Raw genomic sequence first — 18,589 nt, 5'->3', positions numbered from 1 at the left:
CGAGACGTCCACAGCATGACCTTAGCGACCGAACGCACCATGTAGGACAGAGGCAGTCGGGCTAGACTCGCCCGGTGTGGGCGGCCCAGATCATTGATGCAGTCGAGAAGCGTCTTCGTCGCAGTCACCGCGGACGTAGGACCGTCTACCGTCGAGAATGGCCCATAGCGGCGGGCGCTACAAGAATCGACTTTGCAGCGATCAATGGGGAAATAACGGGTTGCGAGATCAAAAGTTCTCGTGACAATTTCTCGCGCCTCGCTTCGCAAGTTCCTCTCTATAGCGCCGTTCTAGACACTGCCGTACTAGTTGTTGAGGGCGATCAGGCCACTCGTCGGGCCGATTCCGCAGTCCCTTCCTGGTGGGGCATCTGGCAAGCCTCGGAGACAAGTCGAGGAGTTACACTGAGGATCATTCGGCCGCATTGTTTGAATCCATGCCCAGATCCACTATCAGTAGCGCAACTAGTTCTCCGCGACGAAGCTTATGCAATCTTGAAAAAATATGACTTGGCAGCGGGATTTAGAACGTCCACTAGATGGCGTCTATGGAATAGACTAGCCGAAGAGCTACCTCTCGAAACGCTCCAGAGCGAGGTCAGGGAAGCCATCAAGGCTCGCCAACAGTGGTAAATCTACGTACTACGAAGTCAAGATGGTGAGTAGTGCCAATCTCACGCCAAGTTGAGCCGTTGCCGGGACCGCCGTATGCACGCGAATCGGCGATCCTGGCGTCAGCCGCACCCAATGCCGCTCCTGCAAATTCCGGGTGCCCCGCGATTGTGTCACATACTTCGTAGAATTGTTCATTACCACGCGGATCGCTGCGCTTACCTTTCAGAACGAGCCAACGATCAGATACTGTATAGCGCAACTGTGGCGCAGCAGGGAACGGGGGCCCACTGGATAGAAGTGGGTAAGACACACCATAGTCACCGAACAGCGGCAAACGCGGTAGGCGACGACGGCCCCGTAGAGCGTCATACAAGGCGGCATCGTAACGAGGTAGATCACCAATGCTACGGGGAAGTATTGTAGACAAATCCGCTGGAAAAGCACCAGATGCGACGACAATATGCCGCCATTCATCGACTCCGTCAGCATCGCGAAGCACATCAAGAACCATGCGCGAGCCTGCTCTGACAGCGATGTCGCCTTGCACTACACCCAGATCTAGGATCAAAATGGCGTCCGCACGCTTGACGCTGAGTTGATCGAGCAGGGCAGACACAGCGTCATTTACGTCGTCTGGATCTTCATCCATGTCCTCGACATTGAGGCGAATAGCAATTCCAGATTGATATGACTGGTGCGTATTACGCACATCATTGCGTGCCAACTCGCCGTCAGCGAGACGGACTACCGGAATAGCCCCAATCCCGAACTCGCGAGCCTTAGCAACTGCATAGGCAGCGGCACCTGATTCATCTTGTACCGGTGTAGTCGAACCAAGCAAGCCGGCATCGACCATCAACCTTTCTCCGCCCCATTGATCAAGCTTTTTAGCAGTCCGATCGATCACGCGCCGGACCGATTCCGGATCGTCGGACTCACCGGGGACTATCTCAAGAAGCGGAAGAACTGCCGAACGCGTTATAGGCTGTATCTTTCCGAGGGCCGAAAGCTCGCCTTGCCTGCCCTTCAATACCGGAACATACAAAGTGTCAGGCACGACGCCTCCTACGCTGCACCACTTTCTGCGGCAACAAGTCCAATCCTTCGACAAACTTCGGCTGCCTCGGTGGCCCTAGACGCACTTCTCCTGGAGCGAGCGAATCTGCGCCGAGGCGTGCGACTGACGCGACATCGGAGTGTTCATTTTCTTTTGCTTCATCCAGCTTCCCAATGACCCACTCTCGAATCAAAGAAGTAGGAGGCACGCCTAGACTGTCGGCAAGTTCGCGCAATTCATTGAGTCGAGATACGGGAATTCGGACCGCATAAACCTGGGAAGGGTCTTCAGCGCGCTTCCGTCCTCGCTGTCCTCGCGGAGGAGCGACTTCCCCTCGCTCTTCCGCTTCCGCCTGCGCCTCAGCCTCGGCGGCCTCCCGCGCAAGCATGTCTCGAATGCTCTCGCTCATCCGCCCTCCCTATACTGCTCCATGTCCTTGGTGTTGGCCTTCCAGGCCGATGCACCCCACCAGCTGGTTCGAGGCGGGCTGTCCTTCGGTGCCACTACCGCCGTCACAAGGAACCCGGCAGACTCCGAGTAACCGGTGACCTTGACGGTCATTCCGGACTTACTCCCGGCTGACCGCACCCAGCGCCGTGGATCTTGACAAGCCTCCGTCGCCCATTCCACATGGACGTTCTGCTCGGTCGTCCCCTTCCTGGCGGACCGCCGAGCCGGGTCATGATCACCTACCTCCGACCAGTCCACATCCCCGAAGACCAGGTCTCCGTAGGCCACACCGTCATAGTCGTCCTCACCAGCCGGCACCCCCTCAGTGTAGATAACCGTATTACGGAAAACAACCAGCGAGCACAAGGCGTAATACGCCAGGAGCTGGCCGGCAACCAGGGCACATCCAACCTGGGACCACTGCCGAATCCGGCTATACAGGATCAAGGCGCGCCGCCTGCAGCTGCGCGCGGGCAGGCCGGGGGCATGTTGGCACCGACTCCCGCATCACGGCACGCCGGGCTCCCGCTTCGCTCCACCCGGCGGCCGTGCGCGGAGTCGGTGCACATGGCCCGGAGGCGGCGCGGAGCGGCAACGGCATAAGGGAGCACCGGGGCAACGCCGTCTGGGCGCAACGGAGCTGGAAGCCGAGGAGTCCCGCGGCTTGCCGGTCGGGACGATCGCGCGGTTACCCGGCTACCGTGGTGGCCGGGGCGATCGACTGCCGCGACGGCTTCGCCGCCTTGCCATCGGGTCTTGGGCGCGCTGGAGCGAGGCCCGCCGAAGGGCAGCGCGCGGACTGCGGACTCCTCACGGACTGGCTGTGTGGCGTGGTGAGCGCTGGGACCGGGTTCGTACAGGTCAGGTGATGCGCAACGCGACTTGGGCCACGCGGTTTCCTAAACCGTGTGTCGCAGGTTCGAATCCTGCCGGGGGCACTCACCTTTCGCCGGGTGAATCAGGCCCTGAGCAGCGGCAACGCGCTCGGGGCCTGATCTTTTACCTCAGTCGCCGTCAGCCGGGATCTGCCCGCAGGCCTGGCCCGCTGCCGGTGGCGGCGGCCATCGACCCGGTCAGGGGTCGACGGTGCTACCGGGTCGAGACGCGCCGCCGGCCGGAACGCGGCCGGGCGGTCATCACGTCGGTACAGAGACCGCGGCTTGCCGGGCGGGACGGTCGCGCGGGTCGGGTGGCAGGGCACGGTGATCGACTGCCGGGCCGTCTTGCCACCGGGTGGGGACCGCGTCAGTCGTATGCTTCGGGCGTGCCCGCAGGTGACGCGCAAGCGAGCGATTCGCCGAAGGTGACCTGGGCGCTCGAACTGGCGGATCGTCCCGTCGGAACGCTGATCTTCGAGGCACAGGACATGTTCTGGTCCGACTGCCGCTTCCAGCCAGGTCCGGCGTGGGAGGACGTGCGCCCTCTCATCGCCCGCTCTGCCGAGGCATGGAGGCGCAGAGACCTGGAGGCGGCCCGTGCGGCTGACGAAGCGATCATGACGGCAGGTCTTGTGCTCCTGCCGAGTGACGGCGGACCACCCATCACCGAGTTCCTGCTCCGCATCGACGGCGACACAGCCCGCTTCCGCTGAACTCTGTTCCAGGAGCGGACGTCGTGGTGGTGATCGGGACTGTCCACGGCCGTGCGGCTACTGTCCGTTACGGACGGTCACGCTGTTTGGGTACTTCGAAGACCCGCATTGTTCGGTTTCGGGGAATCCGGTGGGCCGCCAAGGACTTCGCCGAGACGAGACGTGAGCGCCTGTCACGGTGAGATCACTCCGCTTGCGGTGCACCAATGCCTAGGGTAAACGTCTGGTAACAGCCAGGTGGCCACTGGGGGGAGAAGCCATTGGTGGACGGTTCCGCTGTTGTCACAGCACGCTCGTTAGGACGCGACCTGCGTTCACTGGGCGTGGTGGAGGGGAGCACCCTCCTCGTGCACTCGTCCCTGAGCGCCCTCGGCTGGGTGTGCGGTGGCGCGCACGCCGTGGTCACCGCGCTCGAAACGGCTGTCGGAACCGCTGGGACGCTGGTCATGCCGACGTTCTCGGGGCAGCTGTCCGATCCGGCCACCTGGCGCAACCCTCCCGCACCGCGGGAATGGTGGGACACGATCCGGGAAGAGCTGCCCGCCTACGACGAAGCGCGCACGGCCACCCGTGGCACGGGTGCGGTCGCCGAGTGCTTCCGCACCGGACACGGCGTCCTGCGCAGTCCGCACCCGCAGAACTCGTTCGCGGCGAGTGGACCGAAGGCCGCGCACATCGTCGGTGAGCACGCGTTGGACTACCGCTTCGGCGAAGGTTCTCCGTTGGCACGGGTCTACGACGTGGACGGGTGGGTGTTGTTGCTGGGCATCGGTTTCGCGAAGAACACGTCGTTCCACCTCGCCGAGAACCGGGCCGACTACGCGGGCCGCAGAACGCTCACCAGGTCGGTGCCCGTGCCGCACGGAGGCCGCACCCGGTGGACGACCTGCGCCGACATCGAGCTCTACGAAGAGGACTTCGAGCCGATGGGCCGGTGGTGCCTCGACCGCCTGCCCGAGGCCCGCACGGGCAAGGTCGGTGACGGCGAGGCCGTCCTGTTCCCGCAGCGACCGTTCGTCGACCTCGCGGTGGACTGGATGCTCGCCCACCGCGCGCTGGAGACCGTCGCGTGAACCACGACCTGATCGTCTGCGGCGGTGGTCCGGCGGGCACTGGGCTTTTCGTGCACGCCATGCGGCACAACGCACTTGACGCGTTCCTCGCACCCGGCGTCCTGCTGGTCGAGCGGTCGACGCAGCTCGGCGCGGGCTCCCTGGCGCACTACCGGATCGAGGCCAACTCGCTCGGCGGGGCGTTCCTGGAAGCGCTGGACGACGACGCCGTGGACCCCCGGCTCGCCGCGCTGCGCAACCACCCGTCGGTGGCGGCCGTGCGGGCGCTCGCCGGCACGACGCCGCCGCTGCCGGTGGTGGGCGAGTACCTGCGCGAGCTCGGAACCGTTGTGGGCGAAGCGATTTCCGCGCACCCCGGTGGTGACGTCCGCCTGGGCACCCGGGTCGACGCCATCCGGCTGTTACCGGCCGGCGGGGCCGAGGTGCGGATGGTCGACGAGGTCACCGGCGCGGCGGACACCGCGACGGCGCGCACCGTCGTCGTCGCCACCGGCGGGCGGCCACGTCCGCTGGACCGGGTCGAACTGCGTGACGACCTGAGCCTGCGGGACTACCTCGGGAAGTCGGTGCACTCCTCGGCGGTGATCGACCGCCGCACCGAACTCCCCCCGCTGGGGCCGAACGCCCGCGTGGTCGTCGTCGGTGGCGCGCACAGCGCCTGGTCGGTCGCGCACCTGTTGCTGAAGGAGGAAGTGCTCGGCGCACGTCCGCACGTCACGGTGCTCCACCGCAGCCCGCTGCGGTTGTTCTACACCAGCACCGCCTTGGCCGCCGCCGACGGCTACCCGTTCGACACCGAGGACGTGTGCCCGTTGAGCGGCAGGGTGAACCGGTACAGCGGCCTGCGCGGCAGGGCGAAGGATCTCGCGGCCCGCACGTTGGGTTTGGCCGGTTCACGGCCGGCGACGCTCGACGTGCTGCCGATCACCCGGGACACCCCGCGTCGGACGTACACCGACGTGCTCGCGTCCGCGGACCTCGTGGTCGCGGCGACCGGGTTCGACGGCGCCGTCCCACCCGTCACCGGACGGGACGGCGAGTCGTTGCGCCTGCTCACGACGGCGGACGGCCACGCGGTCGACGCCGACGGGCACCTCGTCGACGAGGCCGGGCGGTCCGTGCCGGAACTCGTCGCGTTCGGGCTCGGCTGCGGGCTGCGGGTGTCCGCCGCGGTCGGTGGCGAGCCGCGCTTCCGCGGTCGGGCGGACGGCGTCTGGCTCTACCAGCACGACGTCGGGTCCGTCATCACCTCGACCCTGCGTCGCCCCGCCATCGTCTGACGAAATCGTTGTCGCCGCCGGCAGGAGCGCCTGCGGCCCGTCCGCGCGCTCACGGAGAAGATCCTTGACTACAGCCACGACACCCACCCGAGCCGTCATCCTGGCCGCGGGCAGGGGGAACCGCCTCGGTCTGTCCACCCGTGTCAGCCCGAAGCCGCTCATCGAGGTCGCCCACAAGGCGATCCTGCACCGGACGTTGGAGAACCTCGCGGCCGTCGGCGTCGAAACCGCCGTGATCGTGGTCGGCCACATGCACGAGCAGATCCGGGAGGCCGTCGGCCCCCGCTTCGCGGGCATCGACATCACGTACGTCATGTCGGAGGAGTTCCGCACGACCAACAACATCTACTCGCTCTGGCTGGCCCGCGAGCACCTCACCGAGGACGTGCTGCTGCTCGAAGCCGACATCGTCTTCCGCGGCCACCTGCTGCGGTCGCTGCTGACCAGGCCGGCCGGCAACGTGCTCGTCACCTCGCGGTGGTCGTCCACGATGGACGGCACGGTCGTCACCGCGGACCCGACCGGGCGCGTCACCTGCCTGGTCGACAAGCCGAACCAGGGCGACGACTTCGACTTCGACGGCACCTTCAAGACCGTCAACATCTCGTTACTCCGCAAGGACTACCTCGTCGAAGAGTTGGTGCCGGCCCTGGACGCGGCCATCGCCGCCGGCAATACCGGCGACTACTACGAGTCGGCGTTCCGACGTTCCATCGAGCAGGGCCGGTTCGAGTTCCACCAGGTCGTGTGGCCGGCCGAGCAGTGGTTCGAGATCGACGACCACACCGACCGCGACCGGGCCGAGTTCCAGCTCACCGACCGCAAGGCGCAGCTGCGCAGGCTCAACGAGATCTACGGCAGCTACTGGCGCTATCCCGTGATCGACCACGCACTGCTGTACAACCTGCACTTCCCGCCCCGCGGTCTGAAACGCGCGCTGGCCCGGGACATGGACCACCTCATCGCGCACTACCCGAGCGGGCAGCGGGAGCTGGCCCGGCTCGCGTCCCTCGCCCTCGGCCTCGACGAGGACCGGCTCGCGGTCGCCAACGGCGGTTCGGAGCTGATCCGCGCGCTGGTCCGCGTCACCTCCGGCCCGGTGATCATCCCCGTGCCGGGGTTCAACGAGTACGAGAACAGCGTCGAGCCCGGTCGCCTGGTCCGGTACGAGCTGCCGAGGCCGTCGTTCGAGCTGGACGTCGACGACCTGGCCGCCGAGGCGCGGCGGTGCGGGGCCAAGCTGGCGATCGTCGTCAGCCCGAACAACCCGACGTCGCTGGCGGTGCCCGCCGCCGACCTGCGCAGGCTGTGCCGCGAGCTGGCGTCGGCGGGCTGCACCCTGCTGCTCGACGAGTCCTTCGTGGACTTCTGCGGGGACCCGGCTCGGCAGACGCTCGCCGGTGAGCTGGACCAGCACCCGAACCTCGTGATCCTCAAGAGCATGAGCAAGGTGTACGGGATCGGCGGGTTGCGGCTCGGCTACGTCGCGTCGGCCGACACCGACTTCGTGGACGCCGTCCGGGCCGACCTGCCGATCTGGAACGTCAACGGGTTCGCCGAGTCGTTCCTGCGGCTGCTGCCGAGGTTCCTCGACGACTTCACGCTCAGCTGCCGCCAGGTGCGCGTCGAGCGCGACCAGCTCTACCACGGCCTGGTGGACATCGAGGGCATCACCGCGTGGCGACCGGACGCGAACTTCGTCATGGTCGAGCTGACCGGGCCGATGGACGGGCGCGCGCTCGCCGAGGACCTGTTCACCTTCTACGGCACCATGGTCAAGCACTGCGCCGGGAAGTCCATGGTCGACGGTCACCGGTTCCTGCGCATCGCGTCCCGGACCGCGGAGGAGAACTACCGGCTGCTGGACGGGATGGCACGGCTCACGGTGGACGACAGCCACCGGCTGGTCGTGCCGGCATGAGCGGCGACCTCCGCCGGCACGGCATCGGCGCCGTGGTCGTCGATCCCGCCAACCTGCTGACGCTCGGCGGGTTGGTGCTCGCGCTGTGCGGCACGGCGTTCGCCGCGATCGGCCGGGTCGAGCTCGCGGTCGCGATGACGCTGCTCGCGGTGCTGTGCGACTGGTGGGACGGCCGCGTCGCGCGGGCCACGGCGGGCCGCGCGCAGCTGACCCGCGAGTTCGGCGGTCAGCTCGACTCGCTCGCCGACCTGGTGAGCGGCGGGATCAACCCGGCGATGGTGCTGCTGGCGGCGGGCGGGTTCGCGCCGCAGTACTGGCCGGGCGCGCTGGCGGTGGCGGTGGCCGGCGCGGTCCGGCTCGCCTACTTCAACGTGGTGGGGCTCGACGCGTCCGGCCGCTACCGCGGTCTGCCGATCGTGCACAACACCCCGGTGATCGCGCTGGTGGTGCTGGCCACGCCGTTCCTGGACGCCGCGTTCCCGGTCGTCCTGTACGCCGTGGTCGTGTGCTGCGCGGTGCTGCACGTCTCCGCGCTGTCGGTGCCGAAGATCACCGGATGGGGTGTGCACGTGTTCACCGCCTTCTGCGTCGTAGCGGCGCCAATGCTGATCGTCCTCGACGGAGGTGGACCATGGTGACGGTCGTGCTGGACATCGACGGCACCCTGCTGCACAGCGTGCGCCAGCACCAGGCCGCGCTGGTGCGCGCGTACGCGCACTTCCCCGTGCCCACCGTGACGGGCGGCTGGGACCGGTTCCGGCACCACACGGACTCGGGCATCCTCGACGAGCTGTTCGAGGCCGGTGTCGGTCGCGGTGTCTCACCGGAGGAACTGGCGCGGTTGGACTCGCTGCTCACCGAGTACTTCGTGGAGGAACTCGCGCGGGAACCGCTGGAGGAGGTACCGGGTGCGGCGCGGCTGATCGCCGAGCTGGCCGAATCCGACTCCTGCACGGCCGTGGTCGCGACGGGCGGGATGGCCGGCGTCACCGCGCTGAAGCTCGCGCACTTCGGCACCGCCGCCGAGAGGTTCCCGGTCGTGACCGCGAGCGATCACCTCAGCCGCGTGGAGATCGTGGCCGCCGCAGTGGAGCGGGCTGGGCACGAGCCGGCGGGCAACGAGCGGGCGGGGCACTTGCGGGCGGCGGGGCACGAGCGGGCTGGGCACGAGCGGGCCGGGCACGAGCGGGCCGGGCACGAGCGGGCCGGGCACGAGCGGGCCGGGCACGAGCGGGCCGGGCACGAGCCGGCGGGGCACTTGCGGGCGGTGTCGGTCGGCGACGGCGTGTGGGACGCCGAGGCCGCCGCCGCGCTCGGCCTGCCCTTCGTCGGCATCGGTCCCGATCCCGGCCGCTTCCAGGGCACCGCCGCGCGGGTCGACCCCGACCTGGCGGTGCTCGGGTGCGCCGACCTCGTGGCGCTCGCCGGAGGTGCGTCGTGAAGCGGGACGCGTGTGTGATCGTCGAGACCCCGCGCACCGGCGCGGGTGAGTCGGCGGCCGTGCGGATGCTGGAGTGCGGCGTCCAACCGGTGCTGCTGAGCCAGATGGCGGCAGACCTCCCCGCGGGGCTGCTGGACCGCTACGCCGAACTCGGGGTGCCGGTCGTGAAGTGCGCGACGTTCGACCTGGACGAGGTCGTGCGCGCGTGCGGCGCGCTGGCGGACGAGTACGGACTGCGCGGGATCGCGTCCTTCTACGAGTACACCACGGAGATCGCCGCCCGCGCCGCGCTGGTCTTCGGCGTGCCGGGGCCCGATCCGGACGCCGTCGCGCGGTGCCGCGACAAGCCGGAGATGCGCAGGGTGCTGCGGGACCGCGCACCGGAGCTGACGGTCGGGTACGTCGTCGGCGACGACCCGGTGCTCGTCGCCAAGCAGGCGGCCGAGCTGGGGTTCCCGGTGGTCGTGAAGCCGGTGCACCTGACCGGCAGCGCGTTCGTGAAGCTCTGCGCCACCGAGGAGGAGGTGCGGGACCAGGCGCGGCTGATCCTGGCCATCGGCGAGTACGTCGGGCTCGCCGTGCGACCGCTGGTGCAGGTCGAGGAGTACGTCCGCGGCACCGAGTTCTCGGTCGAGGTCGTGGGTGGCCGCGCCGTCGCCGTCACCAGGAAGCTGATCGGACCGGAGCCGTACTTCGTCGAGCTCGGGCACCTGGTGCCCGCACCGGAACCGGAGCCCGTGCACCGACAGGCGGCCGACGCGGCGTTGACGGCCTTGCGCGCGCTCGGCCTCGGGTGGGGCGCCGCGCACGTCGAACTGCGCCTCTCCGGCGATCACGCGAAGATCATCGAGGTCAACCCGCGGCTCGCGGGCGACCGCATCCCGGAACTGGTGCGGCTGGCGATCGGCGTCGACCTGACCACCGAGCTCGTGCGCGCCCACCTCGGGCTGCCGCCGGGAGAGCCGGGCACGGGAACGGGTGGCGCGGCCATCGCGTTCGCCGTGGCGCCGCCGAGCGGCCGGTTGCGCTCGATCCAGGGCGTGGACGACGTGCGGGCACGGCCGGACGTGGCGGAAGTGCGGCTGTACAAGGGGGTCGGCGTGACCTACGAGAGCAACGGGTCCAACCGCGACCGGGTGGCCTCGGTCATCGCGACGGCCGGGAATTCGGCGGTCGCGGCCGAGCGTGCGAACGACGCCGTGCGGGCGTTGTCCTTCGACTGGCGGGAAGTTCCGACATGAAGATCCTCATCCTCAACCGCTACGCGCTCGACCGGGTGCCCTACCGCGAGTGGATCGACGACGAGCACGAGCTGGTGCTGCTGACCCGCGCCGGCGCGCTGCCCCCCGTCGAGCCGGAGGGGTACGCGGAGATCGTGGCGCTCGACGACTACACCAGCACGGCGATGGTCGAGTTCCACGCCTACCGCCTGCACGGCACCTACCGCTTCGACGCGGTGCTCGCCATGTCCGAGTTCGACATCCTGCGGTCCGCCGCGCTGCGGGAGGCGTGGGGGTTGCCGGGGCAGGGCGTGCACAGCGCCACCGCCTACCGCGACAAGCTGGTGATGAAGCAGGTGCTCAGCGCGGCGGGCGTGCCGGTGACCCCGTACGGCGCGGTCGACAGCGCGACGGACCTCGTCGAGTTCACCCGGCGCCACGACTACCCCGTGGTGGTGAAGCCCCGCACCGGCGCGTCGTCCATCGACGTCCACGTGCTGCGGGACCGGCTGGAGCTGGAGCGGTTCCTCGGCCCGGGGTGTCCGATCAGGACCGACCAGCCCGCGCACCTGATCGCGGAGCGCTTCGTGCCCAACGAGATGTACACGGTCGACGGCTGCGTGCGCGACGGCGAGGTGCAGTTGTGCTGGCCTTCGCAGATCACCAACGGTCTCGCGTTCGAGTCGGGCGACCCGCTGCTGTCGTCGGCCCTCGAACCCGACGACCCGTACCGCGCCGCCCTCGTCGAGCTGACCACGCGCGCCATCAGGGCGTTGCCGACGCCGAACGTGAGCCTGTTCCACGCCGAGGTGTTCCGCACGCCCGACGGTGAGCTGGTCTTCAACGAGATCGGCTGCCGCGTGGGCGGGGGCAAGATCCGGGACATGCTCATCCAGGCGTTCGGGGTCGACCTGCTGGAGTGGTACGTCCGGCACGCGTTCGGCACCGGTGACCGCATGCCGACGCCTGCCGCGGCACCGCGCACGCAGGCCGGGTGGCTGCTGGCGCCGCCCCGACCCGGTGTCGTCACGTCCGTGCCGACCGTGTGCCCGTTGCCCGCCGTGAAGGACTACGACCTGCGCGTCGGTGTCGGCACCGAGCTGGCCGACTCGACGTCCAGCGTGGACTGCGTGGCCGCGATGGTCGTCGTCGGCGACAGCCGCCGCGTCGTGCTCGACGAGCTCGGGCACGCCATGGCCTGGCTCAACGACTCATTAGTGCTGGCATGAACCCCGCGGTGGAGCGGGAGATCCCGGGCACGACCGCGCGTGCCGTCCAACGGATGATCGCCGCGCGGTTCCTCGGCCTGCTCGCCGACCAGATGTCGACGTACCTGATCCCCGTGGTCATCTACGCGACCACGGGCAGCGTCGGGTTGTCCGGGCTGGCGTTCGCCGTGCAGTGGCTGCCCCGGGTCGTGGCGCTGCCCGTCCTCGGCGTGCTGGTGGACCGGTTCCCGATCGCGAGGCAGTTCCTGGTCAACGACCTCGCCAGGGCGGGGGTCCTCCTCGTGGTGGCGGTGGTCGCGGACCCGGTGGCGCTGATGGCCGCGTCCGCCGTGATGACCTTGCTCAACGGGCACGCGGTGATCGCGACGGAGACCGTGCTCACCAGGTGCGTGCCGAGCCGGCTCATGCCGGACGCGCAGTCGAGGGTGCAGGTGGCGCAACAGCTGTCGTTCACGGCAGGTCCCGCGCTGGGTGGCGCGCTGCTGGTGTGGCCGGGTCTGTCCGGTGGCGTCGTGCTGATCTCGGGTGTGCTCGTGGTCGCGGCGGCGGCGACGTCCGCCGCGCTCAGGTCCCTTGAGGTGCGCCGTGGCGCTGTGACGGGGTCACCGCTGCGCAACCTCGTCGACGGCGCACGGGTCGTGCTGGGCAGCAAGCCGTTGATGTCGCTGGTGTCGCTGACCATCGTCGTGAACCTCGTGGCGGGCCTCGCCCTGGGTGCGCTCCCGGTGATCGTCGTGGGCGACTTCGACGCCGCGCCGTCCATGGCCGGCGTTGTGGCGGGCGCGGCGAGCGTGATGAGCCTCGTGGCCGCGCTGCTCACGAAGCGGCTGCTCCGCAGGACGTCCCTCGGCACCGTGGTCGCCGGTGCCGGTGCCGCGCTGGTCGCGAGCGGTCCGGCGATGGCGCTCGCGCCGAACCTGGTCGTCTTCACCGCCGCCTACGTCCTGTGGACGGCCGGCGTCACCGTGTTCACGATCTGGCTGCGCACGAGGCGACTGGACTACCTGCCGCCCGACGTCGTCGGCGGCGCGCTCGGGTTCTTCGTCGCCGCCGTGCTCGCCGCCACGCCGGTCGCGGGTGTCCTGTTGGCGGTGTTCGGCGCGGTGACGGGCGCGCAGGACCTGATGCTGATCATGTGCGGGGTGTCCGCCGTGCTCGCCGTGCCCGCGGTGCTCTGCTGGATCAGGTCCACGCAGACCCGGCGGACCGACCTCGCGTCGACGAGTCCGTGAGCCGTGCCCGCGCGGCCGACCCCCGCACGTCACCCGGTCAGGCGAGCTTTCCAGATCTCCTCGCTCGGCCACCGGTGCGCCCACGACGACGACACCTCGCTGTACTCGCGGTGCGCGGGGTCGGGGGCCTGGATCTCCACCAGGTCCTCCACGGTGAAGCCCGTCGACCGCAGCAGGCGCAGCATGTCGCCGTGGGCGAGGGTGAACTCGGCGGACGTGTCGTTGTCGAGGCGGCGCAGGTCGAACTGCGGGCGCAGCAGCGACGTCGCCGCCGTGTCGTCGGTGCGGGCGCACAACGCGAACAGCGGTGACCGGTTCAGGAAGACCAGGTGGCCGCCCGGCCTGAGCAGGCGGGCGGCTTCCGGGATCCAGCGGTACGGGTCGCACCACAGGGAGGCGCCGTACTCGCTGATCACCAGGTCGAACGTGGCGTCGTCCCGCGGCACCTGCTGGGCGTCGCCGAGGACGAGGGGGAACTCCAGGTCGAACTCGACCTGCATGGCGCGGGCGGTGGCCAGCTGGGCCGCCGAGATGTCGACGCCGACCGGTCGCGCGCCGAGCCTCGCCAGCCACGCCGACACGTACGCGGTGCCGCAGCCGAGTTCGATCACGTCCATCCCGGACACGTCGGCGGGCAGCGCGGAGACCTGCGACTCGGGGGTCGCCCACAGCCCCCAGCAGGCCTCCTCGCGCGCCCAGTGCTCACGGGCGAGCGGTCCGTGGGCGGCGGCAGCCGTGTTCTCCCAGTGCCGGCGGTTCAGTTCCGTGTAGTCGATCACCGGTCCATTGCACTGGTGATCGGCTGCTCTGGCGAGCGACTTTCCGGGTCGACGGCAGCCGAGGAAGCTCTGGGCGACCGCAGTGTCAGCGGGTGCGCTTCAGGCGGCGGCCTAGTTCCGCCAGCAGTTGCTGGTCCGTGAGCGTCGACGGGTCGGGGGCCGCGGCGCGCAGGCCGGCCTCTTCGGCGCTGATCAGGTGCGCCTTCACCATGACCTCCAGCGGGCTCATGCCGAACGCCCTGGCGACCAGGCGCGCCGTGTCCATGGTGGGGCGTTCGCCCTTGCGCCACCTGGTGAAGCAACTGCGGTCCAGGCCGGTCCGCTCGCCGAGGACCGCCGGGGTCATGGCGCGGTCCTCCAGCTGGCGCTCGACCCACTCCCACCAGGTCGAGCCCGCACTCTCGTCTGTGGTCACCCGCGCCATGGTACGCGCGCGGGCGCAACGCGTGTTGCGCACTCCCCCCAGGTAGGCCTGACCTGCGTGTTGTGCGTGAACAACATTCGTTGCGAATGCACCACGCACTGCTAGCGTTGTGCGCTCACACCACTCGTTGGGTGCGCACAACACAAGGCGGATCATGCCGAAGAAGATCAAGCTCCGCACCGGCGTCTTCAGCAAGGCCGCGCGGCTCGCGGGGTTCACGTCGGACTACGCCCTGGCCAGGGCGATGGACGTCAACCGCTCCACGGTCGCGCGCGTCCTCGGCGGCGAGCTCCAGCCCGGCCCGGCCTTCATCGGCGGCGCGCTGACGGCGCTCGCGCCGATGCAGTTCGACGACCTGTTCGAAGTCGTGTCGTCCCACGACGACACCCCCGACGACACCCCCGACGACGGCGTGCCACCCGACGACGCCGTCGAACCATCACACTGAGCCACGCGCGGTTACGATGGGCGACGTGCGTCCGTTGGCCCCGGGTGTCCACCTGCTCCTCGGACGTCCTCCGCACCTGGTGAACGCCTACCTGGTGGAGGACGTGCTGGTCGACGCCGGAACGCGGTCCGCCCGCCGCCGCATCACCCGCCAGCTCGACGGCCGCACGCTCGCCGCCCACGTCGTCACGCACGCCCACCCGGACCACTTCGGCTCCAGCCACGCGGTGTGCGAGCGGTACGACGTGCCGCTGTGGATCGGGCGGAAGGACGCGGAGGCCGTGGCCACCGCGACACCCGTGACCGGTTCGGGCTTCGCCGCGGCGGTGGTGTCGCGGATGCGGATGCCCCCACCCCACCCCGTCGCGCGCAGCTTGGCCGAAGGGGACGAGGTCGCCGGGTTCACCGTGCTCGACGTCCCCGGCCACTCCCCCGGCCACATCGCCCTGTGGCGCGACCACGACGGCGTGCTGCTCTGCGGCGACGTGTTCGTCAACGTGCTCCGCCTCGGCGCGCCGCCGAAGTTCCTCAGCTACGACGACACCCGCAACCTGGCGTCCATGCGCCGGCTGGCCGAACTGCGGCCGAAGCTGGTGCTGTTCGGCCACGGCCGCCCGCTGCGCGATCCCGATCTCCTGCGGTTGACCCGCTGACTATCGAACGCGTGTTCGATCCGTCCACAGCTGGGGACAACCCTGTGGACAACTCAGTTCTTGCTGGTCAAGGCCTGTGCGTGGCCGAGCAGTTCGTCCACAGACCACTGGTCGTAGGCGTGCTGCCCCAGCTTCTCGGCGACGACCAGGCCGTCCGGCGCGATGAGGAAGTCGGCCGGCAACCCGAGCCGCCCGCCGGTCGGGCGGGGCAGCGGACGACGGCCGCGCAGCACCGGACCGAGGTCGCGGACGATGCCGGACACCATCGCGCCCCACGCCCGCGGGTCGAGCAGGGAGCGCGGCGCGGATTCCACCCCGAACTCCACGTAGAGCCGCTTGTCCGGGTCGCCGATCACGGCGAACGGGAAGTCGGCGACGTGCGGACGCAGTTCGTCCGCCGTCGAGTGGAACACCACCACCTCGGCGATCCCGTGTGCGGTGATCTCGTCGTGCCGCTGGACGACCGACCGCAGGTGCAGGTTGCACACCGGGCACCCGGCGAACCGGCGGAACTGGAGGTGCACCAGGCGGTCCGGGTCGGGCACCCGCACCGCACCGCCCAGGACGGCCTCCCATTCACGTGCAGTGACCTTCACGTCCGCTTCCCCCTCCACTGTAAGCGTGCGCTGTACGCCTACCTAAGCTATGCGCGTATCTTGTACGCTGTCAAGCGCCATGCCACGCCCGAAGTCGCTCACCCAGACCGCGCTGGCCGTCGCCGCGCTCGCCGTCCTCGACCGGGACGGCCTGGCCGCGCTGTCGATGCGTGCCGTCGCCAACGAACTCGGCGTCGGCACGATGTCGCTCTACCGGTACGTGGCCGACCGGGACGAGCTGGAAGCCGTGGCGGTCGAGCACATCCTGTCCCAAGTCGACGTCGATCCGCCGAAGAAGGCCTTGTGGGACAAGCAGGTCGCTGTCCTGGCTGAACGCGTCCGCACGGCGATCGCCCGTCACCCCAACGCGGTGCCGCTCACCATGTCGCACCGGCACCGGTGCCCGAGCCTGCTGCGGTGGGGCGAGGCCGTGCTCGGAGTGCTCACCCGGGCCGGGTTCACCGGCGAGGAGCGGGTGATCGCGCTGCGCGTGGTGCTCGGCTACCTGATCGGCGCGACCGAGATGGAGCACCGGAGCCCGCTGGCCGGCGAGGGGACCGACGCGATGACCGGGCTGAGCGAGAAGTACCCGCTGCTGGCCGAAACCGCCGGGGTGGCCGGCGGTATCCCCTCCGACGTGGAGTTCCGCCGAGGCCTGGAAGTCGTGCTCAGCGGCCTGCGCCGCCCGTAGTGGTCGGCGTGGAGGTCGAAGCCGACCTCGACCTCCACGCCGTGCAACGCGACGAACACGGAGTTGCGCTCCGAGCGTGGTGTCGACAACCGGCGCGGAGCCGACTCCCGCTGCGCCTCCAGGTCAGGTTCGCCGTTGAGGGGTGGTGACCCCTCGGCCCGTCCGCCACCGCGGACGCGGACGGGAAGACTGGAAGTCCTTGCCCGGCAAGAAGAACCCGGGTTCACTGCACCCGGTCTTCATCCGGCAGGTCGAGCAGTTCTTCGAGCACGTGCGCGGCCGGTCCGTGGCGACGCCACGAGAAACGGCTGGGGGACAACACGTTCACCTCGTCGGCGGGCATCCGCATCGCGATCGCGTCGTCCTCGGTGTGCAGCCGTACCACGTCGATCACGGCGTCGTGGGCGCGAACGCCGACCACCGCCGCCAGCTCACCCCTCGCGTCCCGCGGGTGGAGGAACTGGAAACCCCGCGCTATCAGCTCGCGCAGCTGGAACGTCGTCCGCGTGGAGTAGTCAGTTGAGGAGGTCATCGAACTCCCCGTCCCTGGCCCCGGCCACGAAGGCCGCGATCTCCGCTCGGGTGTAGACGAGCGCTGGGCCGTCGGGGAACCGGGAGTTGCGCATCGCGATCGCGTCCCCCTTGAGCACCGCGAGCTCCACGCAGTTGCCGAGGGCGCCGCTGCGGACGCTCTTGCGCCATGTCACGCCGGACAAGTCGGCTGCGGACATGCCGTTGTGAACCTTGCTGGCGATCGACATCAGCCCTCCAACCACGAGTGATGCAGCTGCACGTGCATCTGATTGTGCACGGACGGTAGCACTGCGTGGCGCACGGGTAAATGCACGTGCAGATGCAGAGCGCGAATCTCATCCGGAAGGAGGAAGATTAGAGGCCGGCTCGCATCTTCGCGAGCATCTGACGGCTGCGATCAGGCGTCTCGGCGTCCACCGTCAGCCGGTCGAAAACCCGGCTGTAGGCCTCCAGCTCTTCGAGTTTGTCCAGGTAGAGGGCACCGGCGAGGTGTTCGAGGTACACGATGTCCGGCAGGTCGGGCTCACTGAACCGGAGCATCGTGAAAGGACCTTCCGCTGCGTAGCCGCTCAACGAGAAGGAGACAATCTGAAGAGTGACCGGCCCGTCCTTGGTGACGCTGAGCAAATATTCGAGCTGGTCGAGCAATACCTGACGACCGCCGATGGGCCGGTGCAGCACCGATTCGTCGATCACCGCCCACACGCGCGGCGCACCCGGCCTGGCCAGGATCTTCTGCCGCTGCATCCGCAACGACACCCGCCGCCGCACCGCGGGCGTGGCCAGCTCCGGCCGACCGTGGCTGGCGATGGCCATCGCGTAGTCCTCGGTCTGGAGCAGACCGGGCACGAAGTGCGTCTCGTAGGTGAGGATGCGGGACGCGGCCTCCTCCAGGCCGACGTAGTCCTGGAACCAGTCCGGCATCAGGTCGGTGTACCGGTGCCACCACCCCGGCGAGTTCGACCGGCGGACCATCTCCAGGAACTTCGCCCTGGCGTCCTCGTCGTTCATCGCGTACATCGTCAGCAGGTCGTTCACGTCGCGCTCCTTCAGGCCGACGCGACCCAGCTCCATCCGGCTGATCTTCGACTCGGAACCGCGGATCGCGTAACCCGCGTCCGCCCGGCTGATCTCCGCGGCCTCGCGCAGCCGGCGCAACTGGGCGCCGAGCACGATGCGCAACGCGGTGGGGCCGCTCTCCCGCTCCGGCGCGGGCTCGCCAGTCGCCATCTGCCGATCCTCCCGACCGTCATGCCTGTCCACCCGAACAGCGGTTGCGGCCGGGGCGGGCAAACTCGCATCGTCACTGAACGTACACCCATGATCTTGCCCGGTCAGCCGCACGCGCTCCGCTCAT

Annotated in this window: 21 protein-coding genes; 13 read left to right on the top strand and 8 right to left on the bottom strand. The window is 69.1% G+C overall.

Features of this window, described 5'->3' with window-relative positions:
* The first annotated feature begins 74 nt into the window (after window positions 1-74).
* A complete protein-coding gene (locus OQ02_RS47245; protein ID WP_156077315.1) occupies window positions 75-632 on the top strand; it encodes a sce7726 family protein in 558 nt (185 codons plus the stop codon).
* Here the strand turns inward: OQ02_RS47245 and OQ02_RS42720 are convergent.
* Together OQ02_RS42720 and OQ02_RS45045 are read right to left on the bottom strand one after the other, a co-directional pair.
* Window positions 610-1,671, bottom strand: a complete 1,062-nt coding sequence (locus OQ02_RS42720) for a beta family protein (RefSeq protein WP_197043492.1) — start codon at window positions 1,669-1,671, stop codon at window positions 610-612. The two genes, OQ02_RS47245 and OQ02_RS42720, sit on opposite strands and share 23 nt — an antisense overlap.
* Entirely contained in the window at window positions 1,664-2,080 is a 417-nt protein-coding gene (locus OQ02_RS45045; RefSeq protein WP_197043491.1) for a hypothetical protein, read from the bottom strand. Before OQ02_RS45045 ends, OQ02_RS42720 begins: the two co-directional genes overlap by 8 nt.
* Window positions 2,081-3,385: 1,305 nt before the next feature.
* Here OQ02_RS45045 and OQ02_RS25745 point away from each other — a divergent pair.
* The 9 genes from OQ02_RS25745 (at window position 3,386) to OQ02_RS25705 (ending at window position 13,108) form a co-directional block, all read left to right on the top strand.
* A complete protein-coding gene (locus tag OQ02_RS25745) occupies window positions 3,386-3,712 on the top strand; it encodes a hypothetical protein (RefSeq protein ID WP_231500226.1) in 327 nt (108 codons plus the stop codon).
* Between the two features lie 326 nt (window positions 3,713-4,038).
* Entirely contained in the window at window positions 4,039-4,785 is a 747-nt protein-coding gene (locus OQ02_RS25740) for an aminoglycoside N(3)-acetyltransferase (RefSeq protein ID WP_197043490.1), read from the top strand.
* Complete coding sequence (locus tag OQ02_RS25735; RefSeq protein WP_033441153.1) at window positions 4,782-6,065, top strand: FAD-dependent oxidoreductase; 1,284 nt, start codon at window positions 4,782-4,784, stop codon at window positions 6,063-6,065. The genes OQ02_RS25740 and OQ02_RS25735 overlap by 4 nt, the downstream gene beginning before the upstream one ends.
* Window positions 6,066-6,129: 64 nt before the next feature.
* Window positions 6,130-7,986, top strand: coding sequence for an aminotransferase class I/II-fold pyridoxal phosphate-dependent enzyme (locus tag OQ02_RS25730; protein WP_051772808.1), 1,857 nt, complete (start codon window positions 6,130-6,132; stop codon window positions 7,984-7,986).
* Window positions 7,983-8,624, top strand: a complete 642-nt coding sequence (locus OQ02_RS25725; protein ID WP_051772807.1) for a CDP-alcohol phosphatidyltransferase family protein — start codon at window positions 7,983-7,985, stop codon at window positions 8,622-8,624. Before OQ02_RS25730 ends, OQ02_RS25725 begins: the two co-directional genes overlap by 4 nt.
* Window positions 8,618-9,427, top strand: a complete 810-nt coding sequence (locus tag OQ02_RS44105; RefSeq protein ID WP_033441152.1) for an HAD family hydrolase — start codon at window positions 8,618-8,620, stop codon at window positions 9,425-9,427. Before OQ02_RS25725 ends, OQ02_RS44105 begins: the two co-directional genes overlap by 7 nt.
* On the top strand, window positions 9,424-10,668 hold the full coding sequence (locus OQ02_RS25715) for an ATP-grasp domain-containing protein (RefSeq protein WP_033441151.1): 1,245 nt from the start codon (window positions 9,424-9,426) through the stop codon (window positions 10,666-10,668). The genes OQ02_RS44105 and OQ02_RS25715 overlap by 4 nt, the downstream gene beginning before the upstream one ends.
* Window positions 10,665-11,876 (top strand): ATP-grasp domain-containing protein, encoded by a 1,212-nt coding sequence (locus OQ02_RS25710; RefSeq protein ID WP_033441150.1) that lies wholly within the window; start codon window positions 10,665-10,667, stop codon window positions 11,874-11,876. Before OQ02_RS25715 ends, OQ02_RS25710 begins: the two co-directional genes overlap by 4 nt.
* The gene (locus OQ02_RS25705) at window positions 11,873-13,108 is read left to right on the top strand and encodes an MFS transporter (protein WP_033441149.1); all 1,236 of its coding nucleotides are present in this window, start codon (window positions 11,873-11,875) and stop codon (window positions 13,106-13,108) included. The genes OQ02_RS25710 and OQ02_RS25705 overlap by 4 nt, the downstream gene beginning before the upstream one ends.
* A gap of 29 nt (window positions 13,109-13,137) precedes the next feature.
* On the opposite strand, the gene OQ02_RS25700 is transcribed toward OQ02_RS25705, so the two are convergent.
* Together OQ02_RS25700 and OQ02_RS25695 are read right to left on the bottom strand one after the other, a co-directional pair.
* Window positions 13,138-13,887 (bottom strand): class I SAM-dependent methyltransferase, encoded by a 750-nt coding sequence (locus OQ02_RS25700; RefSeq protein ID WP_033441148.1) that lies wholly within the window; start codon window positions 13,885-13,887, stop codon window positions 13,138-13,140.
* 85 nt (window positions 13,888-13,972) lie between these two features.
* On the bottom strand, window positions 13,973-14,302 hold the full coding sequence (locus tag OQ02_RS25695) for a helix-turn-helix domain-containing protein (protein WP_156077313.1): 330 nt from the start codon (window positions 14,300-14,302) through the stop codon (window positions 13,973-13,975).
* Window positions 14,303-14,465: 163 nt separating this feature from the next.
* Here OQ02_RS25695 and OQ02_RS25690 point away from each other — a divergent pair, with 163 nt between their 5' ends.
* Both OQ02_RS25690 and OQ02_RS25685 read left to right on the top strand, forming a co-directional pair.
* Complete coding sequence (locus OQ02_RS25690; RefSeq protein WP_231500225.1) at window positions 14,466-14,759, top strand: transcriptional regulator; 294 nt, start codon at window positions 14,466-14,468, stop codon at window positions 14,757-14,759.
* A 25-nt stretch (window positions 14,760-14,784) separates the two neighbouring features.
* Window positions 14,785-15,411: an MBL fold metallo-hydrolase gene (locus tag OQ02_RS25685; protein ID WP_033441308.1), complete on the top strand. Its 627-nt coding sequence runs from the start codon at window positions 14,785-14,787 to the stop codon at window positions 15,409-15,411.
* Between the two features lie 53 nt (window positions 15,412-15,464).
* Here OQ02_RS25685 and OQ02_RS25680 read toward each other — a convergent pair whose 3' ends face one another.
* Window positions 15,465-16,007 (bottom strand): peroxiredoxin-like family protein, encoded by a 543-nt coding sequence (locus tag OQ02_RS25680; RefSeq protein WP_156077312.1) that lies wholly within the window; start codon window positions 16,005-16,007, stop codon window positions 15,465-15,467.
* Between the two features lie 79 nt (window positions 16,008-16,086).
* Between OQ02_RS25680 and OQ02_RS25675 the strand changes: the two genes are divergently transcribed.
* Window positions 16,087-16,698, top strand: coding sequence for a TetR/AcrR family transcriptional regulator C-terminal domain-containing protein (locus OQ02_RS25675; RefSeq protein ID WP_033441145.1), 612 nt, complete (start codon window positions 16,087-16,089; stop codon window positions 16,696-16,698).
* 223 nt (window positions 16,699-16,921) lie between these two features.
* Here OQ02_RS25675 and OQ02_RS45040 read toward each other — a convergent pair whose 3' ends face one another.
* From OQ02_RS45040 to OQ02_RS25660, 3 genes are all read right to left on the bottom strand, one after another.
* Entirely contained in the window at window positions 16,922-17,230 is a 309-nt protein-coding gene (locus OQ02_RS45040; protein ID WP_033441144.1) for a hypothetical protein, read from the bottom strand.
* Complete coding sequence (locus OQ02_RS25665; RefSeq protein ID WP_156077311.1) at window positions 17,214-17,459, bottom strand: DUF397 domain-containing protein; 246 nt, start codon at window positions 17,457-17,459, stop codon at window positions 17,214-17,216. The genes OQ02_RS45040 and OQ02_RS25665 overlap by 17 nt, the downstream gene beginning before the upstream one ends.
* A 127-nt stretch (window positions 17,460-17,586) precedes the next feature.
* Window positions 17,587-18,462, bottom strand: coding sequence for a helix-turn-helix domain-containing protein (locus OQ02_RS25660; RefSeq protein WP_033441143.1), 876 nt, complete (start codon window positions 18,460-18,462; stop codon window positions 17,587-17,589).
* Window positions 18,463-18,589 lie beyond the last annotated feature (127 nt).

This window comes from Saccharothrix sp. NRRL B-16314 (assembly GCF_000716595.1).
GTDB lineage: Bacteria > Actinomycetota > Actinomycetes > Mycobacteriales > Pseudonocardiaceae > Actinosynnema.
Note: the sequence above shows the minus strand (reverse complement) of the source record. Positions and strands in the feature narration are given on the sequence as shown.

Bases quoted from the DNA above. Each gene is read 5' to 3' on its own strand.
- OQ02_RS25710 (WP_033441150.1), top strand. From the start codon at position 10,665: ATGAAGATCCTCATCCTCAACCGCTACGCGCTCGACCGGGTGCCCTAC.
- OQ02_RS44105 (WP_033441152.1), top strand. From the start codon at position 8,618: ATGGTGACGGTCGTGCTGGACATCGACGGCACCCTGCTGCACAGCGTG.
- OQ02_RS25665 (WP_156077311.1), bottom strand. From the start codon at position 17,459: ATGTCGATCGCCAGCAAGGTTCACAACGGCATGTCCGCAGCCGACTTG.
- OQ02_RS25690 (WP_231500225.1), top strand. From the start codon at position 14,466: ATGCCGAAGAAGATCAAGCTCCGCACCGGCGTCTTCAGCAAGGCCGCG.
- OQ02_RS45040 (WP_033441144.1), bottom strand. From the start codon at position 17,230: ATGACCTCCTCAACTGACTACTCCACGCGGACGACGTTCCAGCTGCGC.
- OQ02_RS25675 (WP_033441145.1), top strand. From the start codon at position 16,087: ATGCCACGCCCGAAGTCGCTCACCCAGACCGCGCTGGCCGTCGCCGCG.
- OQ02_RS25705 (WP_033441149.1), top strand. From the start codon at position 11,873: ATGAACCCCGCGGTGGAGCGGGAGATCCCGGGCACGACCGCGCGTGCC.
- OQ02_RS25725 (WP_051772807.1), top strand. From the start codon at position 7,983: ATGAGCGGCGACCTCCGCCGGCACGGCATCGGCGCCGTGGTCGTCGAT.
- OQ02_RS45045 (WP_197043491.1), bottom strand. From the start codon at position 2,080: ATGAGCGAGAGCATTCGAGACATGCTTGCGCGGGAGGCCGCCGAGGCT.
- OQ02_RS25660 (WP_033441143.1), bottom strand. From the start codon at position 18,462: ATGGCGACTGGCGAGCCCGCGCCGGAGCGGGAGAGCGGCCCCACCGCG.